Origin of the sequence: Streptomyces varsoviensis, assembly GCF_000718635.1 — a bacterium.
In the GTDB taxonomy this organism is placed as follows: Bacteria; Actinomycetota; Actinomycetes; order Streptomycetales; family Streptomycetaceae; genus Streptomyces; species Streptomyces varsoviensis.
Map to the genome: position 1 here is coordinate 1 of NZ_JOBF01000041.1, position 14475 is coordinate 14475.

9 protein-coding genes and 1 pseudogene are annotated in these 14475 nt (G+C 73.7%); 2 read left to right on the forward strand and 8 right to left on the reverse strand.

The annotated features are described in order from the left end of the window. Nucleotides 1-207: 207 nt before the first annotated feature. A pseudogene (locus IF55_RS34455) lies at nucleotides 208-2088 on the reverse strand (IucA/IucC family protein); the annotation flags it as partial. A 334-nt stretch (nucleotides 2089-2422) separates the two neighbouring features. Beyond that, on the reverse strand, nucleotides 2423-3820 hold the full coding sequence (locus IF55_RS34460) for a diaminobutyrate--2-oxoglutarate transaminase family protein (protein ID WP_245661644.1): 1398 nt from the start codon (nucleotides 3818-3820) through the stop codon (nucleotides 2423-2425). Between the two features lie 387 nt (nucleotides 3821-4207). On the opposite strand from IF55_RS34460, the gene IF55_RS34465 reads away from it, so the two are divergent. Next, nucleotides 4208-5407, forward strand: coding sequence for a trypsin-like serine peptidase (locus tag IF55_RS34465; RefSeq protein ID WP_030892187.1), 1200 nt, complete (start codon nucleotides 4208-4210; stop codon nucleotides 5405-5407). 174 nt (nucleotides 5408-5581) lie between these two features. On the opposite strand, the gene hflX is transcribed toward IF55_RS34465, so the two are convergent. From hflX to miaA, 6 genes are all read right to left on the reverse strand, one after another. Beyond that, a complete protein-coding gene (hflX, locus tag IF55_RS34470; RefSeq protein ID WP_030892190.1) occupies nucleotides 5582-7117 on the reverse strand; it encodes a GTPase HflX in 1536 nt (511 codons plus the stop codon). Between the two features lie 116 nt (nucleotides 7118-7233). After that, nucleotides 7234-8727: a M1 family metallopeptidase gene (locus IF55_RS34475; RefSeq protein ID WP_030892193.1), complete on the reverse strand. Its 1494-nt coding sequence runs from the start codon at nucleotides 8725-8727 to the stop codon at nucleotides 7234-7236. 155 nt (nucleotides 8728-8882) lie between these two features. Further along, entirely contained in the window at nucleotides 8883-11204 is a 2322-nt protein-coding gene (locus tag IF55_RS34480) for a RelA/SpoT family protein (protein WP_030892196.1), read from the reverse strand. A 248-nt stretch (nucleotides 11205-11452) separates the two neighbouring features. Then, entirely contained in the window at nucleotides 11453-12346 is an 894-nt protein-coding gene (gene dapF, locus IF55_RS34485) for a diaminopimelate epimerase (protein WP_030892200.1), read from the reverse strand. A gap of 28 nt (nucleotides 12347-12374) precedes the next feature. Continuing rightward, nucleotides 12375-12929, reverse strand: a complete 555-nt coding sequence (locus IF55_RS34490) for a hypothetical protein (RefSeq protein ID WP_030892203.1) — start codon at nucleotides 12927-12929, stop codon at nucleotides 12375-12377. 117 nt (nucleotides 12930-13046) lie between these two features. Beyond that, nucleotides 13047-13985: a tRNA (adenosine(37)-N6)-dimethylallyltransferase MiaA gene (gene miaA / locus IF55_RS34495; protein WP_030892205.1), complete on the reverse strand. Its 939-nt coding sequence runs from the start codon at nucleotides 13983-13985 to the stop codon at nucleotides 13047-13049. 185 nt (nucleotides 13986-14170) lie between these two features. Here miaA and IF55_RS34500 point away from each other — a divergent pair, with 185 nt between their 5' ends. Further along, nucleotides 14171-14458: a hypothetical protein gene (locus tag IF55_RS34500; RefSeq protein ID WP_030892207.1), complete on the forward strand. Its 288-nt coding sequence runs from the start codon at nucleotides 14171-14173 to the stop codon at nucleotides 14456-14458. Nucleotides 14459-14475: the final 17 nt, after the last annotated feature.

Below are 14475 nucleotides of genomic sequence, written 5' to 3' on the forward strand. Positions count from 1 at the left end.
GGATGAGGCAGGTGGGGCGGGCGCGAGGGGCGGGGCAGGCGCGACGGGTGAGGCGGTCGCGTCGCGCGCGAGGGAAGGGGCGGTGGAAGCGCCAGTCGGGGCAGCGGGGGCGGAGGGGGCAGAGGGCGAAGGGGGCGCGAGGGGTGCGCCTGCGGAGGTGCGGCGTTCGGCCGGTGGAGCCGGCGCGGCTGGAGGGGCGGTTGTGACAAGGGGGTTGGCGATGGTGACGTAGACGGACTGGGTGTCGACCGGGCCCACCAGCTCGTCGAGCCCGCGTAGCCGGGTCAGCAGGTTGGCCTTGCAGCGCAGGCCGGCGGTCTCCAGGAGCAGGGCCGGCAGCGGGGAGCGGGTGGCGGCGGGGCCGGTGGCCGCGTCGCGCAGGAAGCGGCGGAAGCCGGCCAGCAGCACGTGCTCGTCGGCGAGGCGCTGTGCGCCGAAGGCGCCGATCAGGCCGAGGACGTTGTTGATGCCCAGGTAGTAGGCGAAGCGTTCGTCGGCGACGTCGTCGGCCACGAAGGTGTCGCTCAGCCCGCCGATGCCGGGCAGCCTGCGCTCCAGCTCCGCCCGGCGGGACTCGCGGAAGTAGTAGCCCTGGTTGTCGCGGTAGCGGCCGCCGACCGGCCACCCGTCGCGGTCGAGGAGCACGAGGGTGTTCTGCTGGTGCGCCTCCAGGGCGACCCCGGCCTCGCCGTCGAGCCAGAGCACGGGCCGTACGACCGTCTCCAGGTACCGCAGGAACCACTCGGCGGCGACGGCGCCCGTCGGCCTGCCCGTACGCGCGACGAGCCGGGCGACGGTGAAGGCGAGCCGGGAGCGCATGGCGGAGGGGTCCGGCAGGCCGGGCCAGGGCCGGGGCGAGGCGAGCCCGGCCACGCACACGGCGTCGTCGCCGGGGCCGAAGGGGTTGTGCCGGATGACGGCGTCGAGACCGGGCAGCGGCTCGCCGTCGGGCGAGTCCACCGCGAGCCAGGCGGGGTCGCGGACGATGTCGAAGCCGGGCCCGGCGGCGCAGGCCGCCCGCCAGCGCACGGCGACGCCGCTGCGGAGCAGCCGGTGGACCTCGACGCCGCGGCGCAGTTCCTTGCGGAGGTTCTCGCGGCGGGAGTTGGTGATGCGCAGCCCGAGCGAGAGCTTCAGCATCGCGGGGGCGCCGGGCCGGTGCACGGTGCGTACGGAGGAGGTGGGGTGCCAGGGTTCGCCGTGCGGGCCGAGGTCGTGCAGCAGTCCCGCGTCGAAGAGCGCGGCGACGGCGGGGCGGTTGCGGACCTCGCGGGCCTGCCAGGGGTGGAGCGGCAGGGCGGCGCTCTCCACCGGCAGTTCGAGCCCGGGGCCGGCCAGTCGGGCGGTGAGGCGAGGAGCCGTGACGGGCCGGCCGCGCTCGGTCCAGGCGGAGTCGGCGGCGAGGACGGACCGGTGGACGGCGAGCCAGTGCAGGGGGAAGGAGCCGCGCAGTTCGGGTGAGTAGAGGCGGGCCTCGGTGTCGGAAAGGCCCTCGCGGCTTTTGGGGGTGGGGTGGAGGGGGTGGCCGAGGAGGAGAGACTGCTCGGCGGTGAGGAAGAGGTCGCCCGTCGTGGCGTCGGCGGGGGCGGTGCGCCGCTCCATGATGAATTCCGCGGTGCGGCGGGTGGAGTCGGCGACGCGTCCGACGAGTTCGGCGCCCTCGGTGGCGGGGGCGTGGCCTTCCAGCGCGGCGCGGTGCGCGGCCTCGCGGCCGAGCAGCGCGGCCACGGTGACGGCGTCGACGGCGGGCGCCCCGGCCGGGCTGTCCTTGAGCACGGACGGGCCGAAGCGGTGCCAGCCGGTGGCGGACCAGTACCGCACGGGTACGTGCAGTACGGTGCCGCTCGCGGTGAGCGGCAGGTCCAGGGTGTCGCGGTCCGGGCGCGCGGTGCCGGTCTCGCGTACCCAGCAGCGCAGGAGGTTCTCGACGGCGGCGGCGTCCGCGGCGGCGTACGGGTCGGGGTGTTCGAGCGGATCGGCCGATGCGGGGTGGCGGCGCTCGGGGGCCGCCGCATCGGAGCGGCGGCCCTGTCGCGGTACCGACGGGGCCACGGCGGCGGACGCACCGTTTCCGGGAGATGCGTTCACTGAGTTCTGCCTCGCGATGTCGTCATGTCGTCATGTCGTCACATCTGATCGTCACGATGTGCTGTCAGGTCTTGCTGCTCTGCTGTGACTTGCTGCCTCGCCGTACGCCGCGACTTGCTGTTCTGTCGTGAAGCCGCTGCGTGGGGGCTGCTCCGTAAGGCCGCTGGGCGGGGGCCGCTCCGTAAAGCCTCTTCGTGGCGCCGCCGTCTGCCACTGCTCCGTAAACCCGCGGTGCCGCACCGGCCCGGACGGAATCGGCTGCCCCAGTAGGACCAACCCGGTAGGGCTGAGTCGGCGGAGACAGGTACCAGGGGTGGTACGTACCGGAAGGTGGTCATTCGGGGAACGGACCGTCGTCGCTGTCCGGCGCGCCCGTCGGCGTCGGGACGCCGCGGCCGCCACGGCCGTCGCGCCCCCCGCGCTGGGCGTCGGCGATGGCGTCGGCGAGCCGGTCGAGGACCGCTTCCGCCTGTTCGTCGCTGATGGTGAGGGGCGGCAGCAGGCGGACGACGCTGGAGTGGCGGCCGCCGAGTTCGACGATGAGCCCGCGGCGCAGGCACTCCCGCTGTACCGCCGCGGCGAGCACCGGGTCCGCGGGGTGGGGCCGCGGTCCCTCCACGGCAAGGCCCCCCGCGCTCCCGCCCGCGTCCCCGCCCGGGTCGACGAGTTCGACGCCGATCATGAGCCCTCTGCCTCGTACGTCGCCGATCCGCTCGTACTCCTCGCCCAGCCGCCGCAGCCGGGCCGTCATCCGCTCGCCGAGCAGGGCGGCGCGCTCGGCGAGTCCGTTCTCGCGCACGTACTTCAGGGTCGCCGCGCCGGCCGCCATGGCGAGTTGGTTGCCGCGGAAGGTTCCGGCGTGGGCGCCGGGCGGCCAGGCGTCCAGTTCCTCGCGGTAGACGATGACCGCGAGCGGCAGGCTGCCGCCGATGGCCTTGGACAGGACCATCACATCGGGTACGACGCCGCTGTGTTCGACCGCCCAGAAGGCGCCCGTGCGCCCGACCCCCGTCTGGATCTCGTCGGCGATGAACGGAATGTCCCGGTCCGCGGTGATCTCCCGCATCCGGCGCAGCCAGCCATCAGGGGCCGGGATCACGCCGCCCTCCCCCTGTACGGGCTCGACGATCATCCCGGCGGGCGTGCGCACCCCGCTCTTGGGGTCGTCCAGCAGGGTTTCGGTCCAGCGCGCCGCCAGCCGCGCGCCCTGCTCGCCGCCAGTACCGAACGGACAGCGGTAGTCCTGCGGGTAGGGCAGCCGGGTCACCCGGGCGCTGTGCGCTCCCCCGGAGACGGCCAGCGCGCCGGCCGTCATGCCGTGGTACGCGCCGGAGAAGGCGAGCAGCCCCTCGCGGCCGGTGGCGGTCCGTACGAGCTTGAGAGCGGCCTCGACCGCGTCCGTACCGGCTGGTCCGCAGAACTGGATACGCGCGGAATCGGCCAGCCCGCGCGGCAGGGTGGCGAACAGTTCGCTGGTGAAGGCGTCCTTCACCGGGGTGGCCAGGTCCAGTACGTGCAGGGGCGCACCCGAGTCGAGCACGCCGCGGATGGCTTCCAGGACGACGGGGTGGTTGTGGCCGAGCGCCAGCGAGCCCGCGCCGGAGAGGCAGTCCAGATACCGGCGGCCGTCCGCGCCCTCGATCGTCAGACCCCGTGCGCGAACCGGCACGATGGGCAGTGAGCGGGCGTACGTACGCGCCGCGGACTCCCGCGCCGACTGGCGCCGCAGGATCGCCTCGTGCCCGCCTTCTTGAGCCGGATCTTCTCGAACGGCGTCTTCTCGAACGGCGTCTTCTCGAACGGCGTCTTCTTGAATCGCGGAGTCCCGCCCCGCGTCCTCGGGCACCGACGACGCGTCAGCCGCGGACGGTTGCGTCACCGGGAGCTGGGTCAAGGCCACGACTCTGTGTCCTCCTGCTGCTGGACCTGCTGTTGAACGCCGGTCGGCTGTCCCCCGTATGTACCAACGACGCGGCGGGCCACGGATCACGGCCCGGAGCAAGATCCTTGGCGCGGCGGAACCGCGGACCCGCTCACGGCCGTCTCCCACCGCACCGGCATAGTTGGGGCCCTCTGTCCCGACACCAGGCACAACAGATCGACACGGGGAGCCCACTCCATGCCATCCATCCGCCGCCGCCCAGTGCTGGCCTCGGCCGCGCTGGCCGCCGTACTCGCGCTGACCGCCACCGCCTGCGGCCCGTCCGACGACAACGCGGCCGGCAGCGGCACCGCCTCGGCCTCGGCCGGCCAGGGAGACCGGGGCGCCAAGTCCGGCGACTCCGGCGACTTCGGGTTCAAGCTGCCGAAGGACCTGCCGACGTCCCTCCAGGACCTGGACAAGTGGAAGAACGGCGCCTGGAAGAACTGGAGCAAGGACGACTGGCTGCGGGAGGCGCGCGACTTCGTCAACCCGATCATCAAGGGCCACTGGAAGCCCGAGACGATGAAGGACGCGCACACGAGCGACAAGACGCTCGGTACGAAGGACTTCTCGGGCGACCAGGGCGTGACGGACGCCGAGCCGCGGCCGGTCCAGGCGAAGCCCGTCGCGCTGCCGTACACCCGTAACGCGGCCCCGGTCGGCAAGGTCTTCTTCGACAGTCCCCAGGGCCACATGGTCTGCTCGGCCACCGTCGTGAAGGACCCGGCGCACCCCGGCAAGTCGAACCTGGTGTGGACGGCGGGCCACTGCGTGCACTCGGGCAAGCAGGGCGGCTGGTACCGCAACATCGCCTTCGTCCCCGCGTACAACAACAAGGGGCTGCCCGCCTCGCGGCTCAACAGCGCGCCGGTCCAGGACGTCGCGCCGTACGGCATGTGGTGGGCCGACTGGGCGCAGACCTCCTCGCAGTGGATCTCGCAGGGCGCGGAGACCGGCGGCGCGGGCGCGCCGTACGACTTCTCGGTGCTGCACGTGAGGCAGGAGAACGGCACCGGCAAGTCGCTGGAGGAGACGGTCGGCGCGGCGCTCCCGGTGGACTTCGACGCCCCGAAGGTGCCGGAGATCTCCAGCATGGGCGCGTGGGGCTACCCGGCGGCGCCGCCGTTCGACGGCCAGAAGATGTACGACTGCCTCGACAAGCCGGGCCGGCTCACCCTGCGGGCCCAGCAGCCGACGATGTACCGCATCGGCTGCACGATGACGGGCGGCTCGTCCGGCGGCGGCTGGTTCGCGAAGGGCGCGGACGGCGAGCTGGCGCTCGTCTCCAACACCTCGATCGGCCCGGCCACCAGCACCTGGCTGGCGGGCCCGCGCCTCGGGCCCGAGGCGAAGGGCGTCTACGACGCGATCAGCAGAAAGTTCGCGAACCGCTGACCGTTCCGGTGATAGTTCAGCCGAACCCGGTCTCACCCGACCGCTCTGCTGACCGTTCAGCGAGCCCATGGAATGACGAAGGAGCCCGGCCCCGACAACCTCGGGACCGGGCTCCTTCTCCGCTACGAGCCGTGCGCGCTTTCCGGTGCTCTCCGATACGACCCGTGCGCGCGCCTACGCGGACGCGGGCACGTACGGCTGGAGCGCGGCGGCCAGCTCCTCATGGACCCGCGCCTTGAGCAGCGTGCCCGTCTCCGTGTGCTCCTCGGAGATGACCTCGCCGTCGGCGTGCGCCCGCGCGATCAGGGCTCCGTGGGTGTACGGCACGAGCGCCTCGATCTCGACCTCGGGCCTGGGCAACCGCTCGTCGATGAGGGCGAGCAGCAGACCCATGCCCTCGCCCGTGCGCGCCGACACCGCGATGGCGTGCTTCTCGATGCGCAGCAGCCGCTGGAGGGCGACCGGGTCGGCCGCGTCCGCCTTGTTGACCACCACGATCTCGGGCACGTTCACCGCGCCGACGTCGCGGATCACCTCGCGCACGGCGGCCAACTGCTCCTCCGGCGCGGGGTGCGAGCCGTCCACCACGTGCAGGATGAGATCGGAGTCGCCGACCTCCTCCATGGTGGAACGGAACGCCTCGACGAGGTGGTGCGGCAGATGCCGGACGAAGCCGACGGTGTCGGCCAGCGTGTAGAGCCGCCCGCTGGGCGTCTCGGCCCGGCGCACGGTCGGGTCCAACGTGGCGAACAGCGCGTTCTCCACCAGGACGCCCGCGCCCGTCAGCCGGTTGAGCAGCGAGGACTTGCCCGCGTTGGTGTAACCGGCGATGGCGACGGACGGCACCTTGTGGCGCCGCCGCTCCTGCCGCTTGATGTCGCGGCCGGTCTTCATCTCCGCGATCTCCCGGCGCATCTTCGCCATCTTCTCGCGGATGCGGCGCCGGTCGGTCTCGATCTTGGTCTCACCGGGGCCGCGGGTGGCCATGCCGCCGCCGGAGCCGGCCGAGCCGCCGCCGCCCATCTGCCGGGACAGCGACTGGCCCCAGCCGCGCAGCCTGGGCAGCATGTACTGCATCTGGGCGAGCGAGACCTGCGCCTTGCCCTCTCGGGACTTGGCGTGCTGGGCGAAGATGTCGAGGATCAGGGCGGTGCGGTCGACCACCTTGACCTTGACGACGTCTTCGAGGTGGATGAGCTGGCCGGGGCTCAGCTCACCGTCGCAGACGACGGTGTCGGCCCCGCTTTCGAGCACGATGTCCCGCAGTTCCTGGGCCTTGCCCGAGCCGATGTACGTCGCCGGGTCCGGCTTGTCGCGGCGCTGTACGACGCCGTCGAGGACGAGCGCGCCGGCCGTCTCGGCGAGGGCCGCCAGCTCCGCGAGGGAGTTGTCGGCCTCTTCGGCCGTGCCCGTCGTCCAGACACCGACGAGCACCACGCGCTCCAGGCGGAGCTGCCGGTACTCGACCTCGGTGACGTCCTCCAGCTCGGTGGAGAGGCCCGCGACGCGGCGCAGCGCCGCGCGCTCGGAGCGGTCGTACTGATCGCCGTCGCGCTCCCCGTCGATCTCGTGGCTCCAGGCGACGTCCTCTTCCATCAGGGCGTCGGCCCGAAGGCTCTCCGGGAGGCTCTGCCGACTCCGCGCGTCCGTGCTCTCGTGCGCGTCCGGCCGGTCCTGCCGGTCCTGCGGAAGGGAAGAAGAGGAGGTCATTTGATCCTTTACGTGTAGGGAAATCTCATCTGTGGCAACGCGCGGGAGGCCCGGAGGATTCCCGGGAACGGCCGCCTCGCCGACGATATCGATCGTCCCATGCCGGGCGGGGAGCGTCACGCGGGTTTACGGGCGGCCTTCCAGTCCGGGTGGCCGGGCATGGGAGGGGTCTTCTGGCCGTACAGCCAGGGGTGCAGGAACCCGCCGAGATCGCGCCCCGCGACCTGGGAGGCGAGGGCGGTGAAGTCGGCGGTGGAGGCGGTGGAGTCGCGGTGGAGGGCGACCCAGGCGCGTTCCAGGCGGGCGAAGGCGGGCGCGCCGATCTCCTGGCGCAGGGCGTAGAGGACGAGTGCGCTGCCGTCGTAGACGACCGGGCGGAAGATGCTGATCTTCTTGCCGGGGGCGGAGGCCTTGGGCGCGGCGGGCGGGCCGCCGGCGGCGCGCCAGGCGTCCGACCGGGCGTACGCGGCGCGCATCCGCTCGGTCAGCGGCTTCTTGGCCGTCTCCTGGGCGTACAGCGCCTCGTACCAGGTGGCGTGGGATTCGTTGAGCCAGACGTCGGACCAGCGGCGCGGGCTGACGCTGTCGCCGAACCACTGGTGCGCCAGCTCGTGGACCATGAGCGAGTCGACGTACCAGACGGGGTAGGCGGCGGTCTCGGTGAACAGCCGCCGTTCGAAGAGGGACAGGGTCTGGGTCTCCAGCTCGAAGCCGGTGGACGCGTCGGCGATCAGCAGCCCGTACGTCTCGAAGGGGTACCGCCCCACTTTCCCCTCCAGCCACGCGAGCTGCTTCACCGTCCGCGCCAGCCGCTTCCCGAACCGGTCCCGGTCGGCGGCGGGCACCACGTCCCGTACGGGCAGTCCGTGCGTCCCGGTGCGGTGCAGGACGGCCGAGCGGCCGATGGAGACCTGGGTCAGCTCGGTGGCGATGGGGTGCGCCGAAACGTACGTCCAGGTGGTGTCGGCGCCCCGGCTGGTACGGCCGGCCGGGAGCCCGTTCGCGACGGCGGTGAGGGCCTTGGGCGCGGTGATGTGGAAGGTGAAGAATGCCTTGTCAGAGGGGTGGTCGTTGCAGGGGAAGACGTGGTGGGCGACGTCGGCCTGGTTGGCCATGGCCAGCCCGTCGCGGGTGCGGACCCAGCCGCCGCCCGCGCCGCCGCGCGGATCGCTGGTGTGCCGGACGGTGACGCGCAGGTGCTCGCCCCGCTCCACCGGGCGGGCGGGGGTCACGACGAGGTCCTCGCCGGCGGAGGCGAAGCGGGCGGGGCTGCCGCCGACGTCGACGGAGCGCACGGTGCCGTGCGAGAAGTCCAGGTTGAGGGTGGCCAGCCGCTCGGTGGCGCGGGCGTCGATGGTGGTGACGGCGTCCAGCGGGCGGTCGTTGCCGTGGTAGTCGAAGGCGATGTCGTAGGCGGCGACGTCGTAGCCGGGGTTGCCGAGTCCGGGGAAGAGCGGGTCGCCGATGTCCCGCTGTCCCCCGGCCGGCGGTGTCGCGGCCGCGACGAGGGCGGCCATGACGGCTGCGGCCAGGAGCGTACGGGCGGTGCGGCGCGCCGGAGCGCGCGCCCCCCGCGGTTTCGGGGCGTGTCCCCCGGCTGTGTGCGGCATGATCAACCGGTATCAGCGCGCGGGCCGCGCTCGTGGGCGGCGCGGCAGGATCCCACCCGTACGAGCGTGTCCTGGGCGGCCCCCATTGCCCCTGGGGCCCCCTGTAGCCGCCTACGGGCCCACACTCGCCACCCCTACGGACCGGCCATCCCCGCCTACGAACCCGCCGTCGCCACCTGCCGTACCGCGCGCGTCACGTCGTAGACCCCGGCCACCCGGCGCATGGCCCGCATCAGCTCCGGGAGCCGCGCGGCGGCGGGCAGTTGGAGCGTGTACGTATGGCGCACCCGCTGTTCGCGGGGGGCCTCGACGGCCGCCGAGACGACCGCCGCGCCCGTCGCCGCGATGGCCTCCGTGAGGTCGGCGAGCAGATGCGGGCGGCTGAAGGACTCGGCGAGGAGGGTGACGCGGTAGCCGTGGGCCTCCTCGTCCCGCGCTCCGGCCCAGCGCACGGCCACGGGAGCGCGCCCGGTGGCGGCCATGCGGCCGACGGCCGGGCAGTGCGCGCGGTGCGCGGTGACGACGCCGCCGCGGACGGCGAAGCCGGTGATCTCGTCCGGCGGTACGGGCGTGCAGCACCCCGCGAGGCGCACGGCGGCGTCCCGGCCGGCGGCGACGGCCGCGGGGTGGCCCGTCGACCGCCGCTCCGCCGCTCCGGGCTGGTCCTGGTCGGCGAACCGGCCGCCCCCGCCGGCAGGCCGCTGCCCCGCTACGGTCCGGGCCTCGGCGACCGGCCGCGCCCCCTCGGCAGGCCGCTCCCCGGGCACGGCCCGGCCCTCGGCACCTGATCGCTCCCCCTCCGCAGGCCGCCCGCAGCCCCCGGCGGGCCCGCCACTCCCGGCGCCCGGTCCCGGCCCCGATGGCCGGTCTCCGGACCGTACGGGCGGGACGCGGGGCGCGATGGGGTCCGGTGCCGGGTGGGCGGCCAGCCAGCGGCCGATGGCGATCCGCGCGGCGGGCGTACGGGCGTGCTCCAGCCAGTCCGGCGCGGGCCCGGAGGCGGCGTCCCGTGACATCAGCAGGTGCAGGGTGTCGCCGTCGCGCAGGACCGTACTGAGCGTCGCCAGGCGGCCGTTGACGCGGGCGCCGATGCAGGCGTGTGCGGCCTCGCCGTGCTGCGCGTACGCGGCGTCGACGCAGCTCGCGCCGGCGGGCAGGCCGAGCGTGCCGCCGTCCGCGCGGAAGACGGTGACCTCGCGGTCCTCGGCGAGGTCGGCGCGGAGCGAGGTCCAGAAGGTGTCGGGGTCGGGGGTGGCGCGCTGCCAGTCGAGGAGGCGGGAGAGCCAGCCGGGGCGGGTGGGGTCCTCGCGCTCCCCGGCCGGCGCCGGCCGGGCGGGCCCCTCGGCGGCGTACGGGTTGCCCAGGGCGATCACTCCGGCCTCGGCGACCCGGTGCATCTGGTGGGTGCGGATGAGGACTTCGGCGATCTCGCCGCCGGGCCCGGCGACCGCGGTGTGCAGGGACTGGTAGAGGTTGAACTTCGGTACGGCGATGAAGTCCTTGAACTCCGAGACGACGGGCGTGAAGCAGGTGTGCAGTTCGCCGAGGACGGCGTAGCAGTCGGCGTCCTCCTCCACGAGGGCCAGCACCCGCCCGAAGTCGGCGCCGGTGAGCTGGCCGCGGCGGAGCAGCACCCGGTGCACGGAGACCAAGTGCCGCGGCCGGACGTGGACTTCCGCCGCGACGCCCGCCTCGCGCAGCACGGCCCGCAGGCCGCTCGCGGTGGCCTCCAGGGGGTCGGTGCGGCCCGCGCGGGCGGCGACCAGGTCGCGGGTGCGGGCGTACTCCTCGGGGTGCAGGATCGCGAAGACCAGGTCCTCCAACTCGCTTTTCAGCGCCTGCACTCCGAGCCGTTCGGCGAGCGGGATGAGGACGTCGCGGGTGACCCTGGCGATGCGGGCCTGTTTCTCGGGGCGCATCACGCCGAGGGTGCGCATGTTGTGCAGCCGGTCGGCGAGCTTGATGGACATCACACGGACGTCGTTGCCCGTGGCGACGAGCATCTTGCGGAACGTCTCCGGTTCGGCCGCCGCCCCGTAGTCGACCTTCTCCAGCTTCGTGACCCCGTCGACCAGATAGCGCACCTCCTCGCCGAACTGCTCCCGGACCTGATCGAGCGTCACCTCGGTGTCCTCGACCGTGTCGTGCAGCAGGGAGGCCGTCAACGTGGTGGTCTCCGCGCCGAGTTCGGCGAGAATGAGGGTGACGGCGAGCGGGTGCGTGATGTAGGGCTCGCCGCTTTTGCGCGTCTGGCCGCGGTGCGAGGACTCGGCGAGTACGTACGCCTGGCGCAGCACGTCGAGGTCGGCGCCGGGGTGGTGGCCGCGGTGCACCTTCGCCACGTGGTCGATGGCGTCCGGCAGCCCGTCGCGCGATCCGGGGCCGCTGAGCGCCGCGCGCCCGAGCCGCCTCAGATCGATGCGGGGGCGGCCGCGCCTGCGGCCGAGAGCGGCGTGGTTCGTGGCCTCTGCGCCCATGCGCACCTCCGGCAGCGTCGACCGGCGGTCGGCTGGCGCCTCCGGGCCGGTGATTGATGCTACCGACCCCATCACGCAGCGCTCACCGCCTCTCGCCCAGAGTGAAACGGATCACCCATTCGAGCGAACAAGTGGAGCGCTCGGCGATGTTCGCCCGTAAAAGACCGCCGTCCCGCGCGCGCGTGCCTGAGCATTTCGCCCTACTGGATGCGCGCCGCTGTCCCGAACCGGGGACAGCGGGAAAGCCGTCAGGCGGAGAGCGCCGAGTCCAGCCAGGCCGGGTCGAGGGTCCCTTCCGCGACGATCACGGCGGGGCCGGTCATGTCGACGGTCCCATCCGGGTTCTCGGTGATCAGCAGTCGGCCGCCCGGCAGGTCCACGGTGTACGTGACGGCCAGCCCCGTGACGGCCGGGTCGGCGCCGTCGCGGCGGGCGGCGGCGACCATGACGGCGCACGCGCCCGTACCGCAGGAGCGGGTCTCGCCGGAGCCGCGCTCGTGCACGCGCATCGCGACGTGGCGCGGGCCGCGGTCGACGACGAACTCGACGTTGGCGCCGTCGGGGTAGGCGGCGGCCGGACTGACGGCGGGGGCGGTGAGCAGGTCGCCCGCCTCGGCGAGATCGCCGACGAAGGAGATGGCGTGCGGGTTGCCCATGTTCACGTTGCGGGCGGGCCAGCGCAGGTCCCCGACCGCCACGGTGACCTCGCCGGCGGGGAGCCGCGCGGCCCCCATCCCGACGGTGACATCGCCGAATTCGCCCTCGGCGTCGGACTTGGCGATGTGCACCCGGCGCACGCCGGCGCGCGTGGCGACGGCGAGGTCGCCTTCCCCGACGAGACCGGCGCGCTGGAGGTAGCGCGCGAAGACGCGCACGCCGTTGCCGCACATCTCGGCGACGGAGCCGTCGCTGTTGCGGTAGTCCATGAACCACTCGGCGTCGTCCGCCATCGGCCGCGCCTCGGGGTGCGCCACGGACCGTACGACCCGCAGCACGCCGTCCCCGCCGATGCCGGCCCGCCGGTCGCACAGGCGCGCGACGGCCGCCGGGGACAGCTCCAGCCGTCCGTCGGGGTCGGGGAGGATCACGAAGTCGTTCTCGGTTCCGTGTCCCTTGAGGAAGGCGATACCTGTGGTGCTCACACGTCGATGGTACGGGCTCCGCGGGCCTTTATCGCAGCCGGGAGACGCGCCAGACGGCCAGCGCGACCAGGGCCACGGCGACGGCCGTGTACAGCGCCACGTACCGCCAGTCGGGCCGCCGCCCGGAGCCGCGGGGCGGCAGGCCGGGCCAGGTGTATCCGACGCGGCGGGCCGCCATCACGCCCCAGCCGGCCGCGCAGCAACTGATGAGCAGCCCGAGCATGGCGACCACCCGGCCGCCGTCGCCGAACTCGAAGGCGAGCGGGAAGGCGAACATCAGCGAGCCGAGGGCGGCGAGCATGACGATCGGCGCGAGCTGCCAGATCCGCAACCGGCGCTGGGGGCGCAGATCGCGGAAGGACTCCGGGGCGGAGCCCGCGCCCTCCTCCGGGCCGTCGTCGGCCACGGCCGCGGGCCCGTCGCCGGCGATGGTTCCGGACGCGTCGCCACGGATGGTTCCGGGCACGTCGTCGACGCCGCCGGGGCGGCCGTCGCCGCCGATGCCGCCGGGGCCGTCCGGAGCCAGTGGTTCCGGCTCGTTTCCCTGCTGCGGCTGCGGTCTGTCGCGAGGGCCGGCCTCCATCGCCACGCGCCCTCCCAACTCGGATTTCACGGCTCGTTACAGCTCGATCGGAGCTCGATGATGGCACGCTCGCGGAGGCCGCAAGGCCGCCCGGAGCGTCCCGATGCCATCACGTGATCAGGCTGTGACCGTCCGTTCGACCAACGCCAACGCGTGCGCTTCCAGTTCCGCCCGGCGGCCGGCCGCGCCGCTCAGCCAGTGGACCCTGGGGTCGCGCCGGAACCACGAGTCCTGGCGGCGCGCGAAGCGCTTGGTGGCCCGTACGGTCTCGGCGCGCGCCGCCTCCTCCGTGGCCTCCCCCGCGAGGTGCGCGAGCACCTGCTGGTAGCCGAGGGCGCGGGAGGCGGTGCGGCCCTCGCGCAGCCCGGCGCGCTCCAGTCCCCGCACCTCGTCCACGAGCCCGGCCTCCCACATGCGGTCCACGCGCAGCGCGATCCGCTCGTCCAGCTCGGGCCGCTCCACGTCGACGCCGATCTGGAGGGTGTCGTACACGCCCTCGTGGCCGGGCAGGTTCGCGGTGAAGGGGCGGCCGGTCAGCTCGATGACCTCCAGGGCGCGCACGATGCGCCGCCCGTTGCCGGGCAGGATCGCGCGGGCGGCCGCGGGGTCGGCGGCAGCCAGCCGGGCGTGCAGCGCCCCGGAGCCGTCCCGCTCCAACTCGTCCTCCAGGCGGGCCCGTACCGCCGGGTCGGTGCCCGGGAAGTCCATCGCGTCGATCGCGCCCTTGATGTAGAGCCCGGAGCCGCCGACGAGGACGGGGGTGCGGCCCTCTGCGAGCAGCCGGTCGATCTCGGCGCGGGCCAGCCGCTGGTACTCGGCGACGCTGGCGGTCTCCGTCACGTCCCAGATGTCGAGGAGCCGGTGGACCACCCCCTCGCGCTCCGCGACCGTCAGCTTGGCCGTGCCGATGTCCATGCCCTTGTAGAGCTGCATGGAGTCGGCGTTGACGACCTCGCCGCCCAGCCGGCGGGCGATGGCGACGCCCAGGTCGGACTTGCCCGCCGCGGTGGGGCCGACGACTGCGATGACCCGCGGTGCGGGGACTGCGCTGTTCACAGGGGTCAGTCTCGCAAACCTCGGGCGCGCTCCTCGAATGAGCTACGTGACGCGGCGCTGTCGGGTTCGTTGCCTGTTGCGAGGTTCCGACAGCCGGTTTACGGGCCGGTGCCCCAGTGACGTCGTAAGGGGACGCTCAGGGCCACGCGGGATTTCGCCCACACGAGTAAGGTAATGGAGCAGATATGGGCGTGTTTTCAAGGTTTCGCCGGAAGCGGGCCGAGGCGTCAACCGAGGAGGCTGCCGCCGCCACTCTGACGGCGGAGCCGGCCGGGGCGGCGCGGTCCGCCGAAGCCGCGGACGCGGCCACGGCAGCCGACGAGGCCGCGGAGGCGAGCGTGGACAGCGGTACGGAGCGGTCGGAGGAGCCGTGCGGGGCCAAGAGCGCCGCTGCCGAGGCGGTGGAGATTCCGAAGCAGCAGTCCGCGCAGGCGGCCGCCGACAGCGAGGCCGGTGAGGGCGCCCGCAGTTAAGTCCTCCGAGAGGGAAG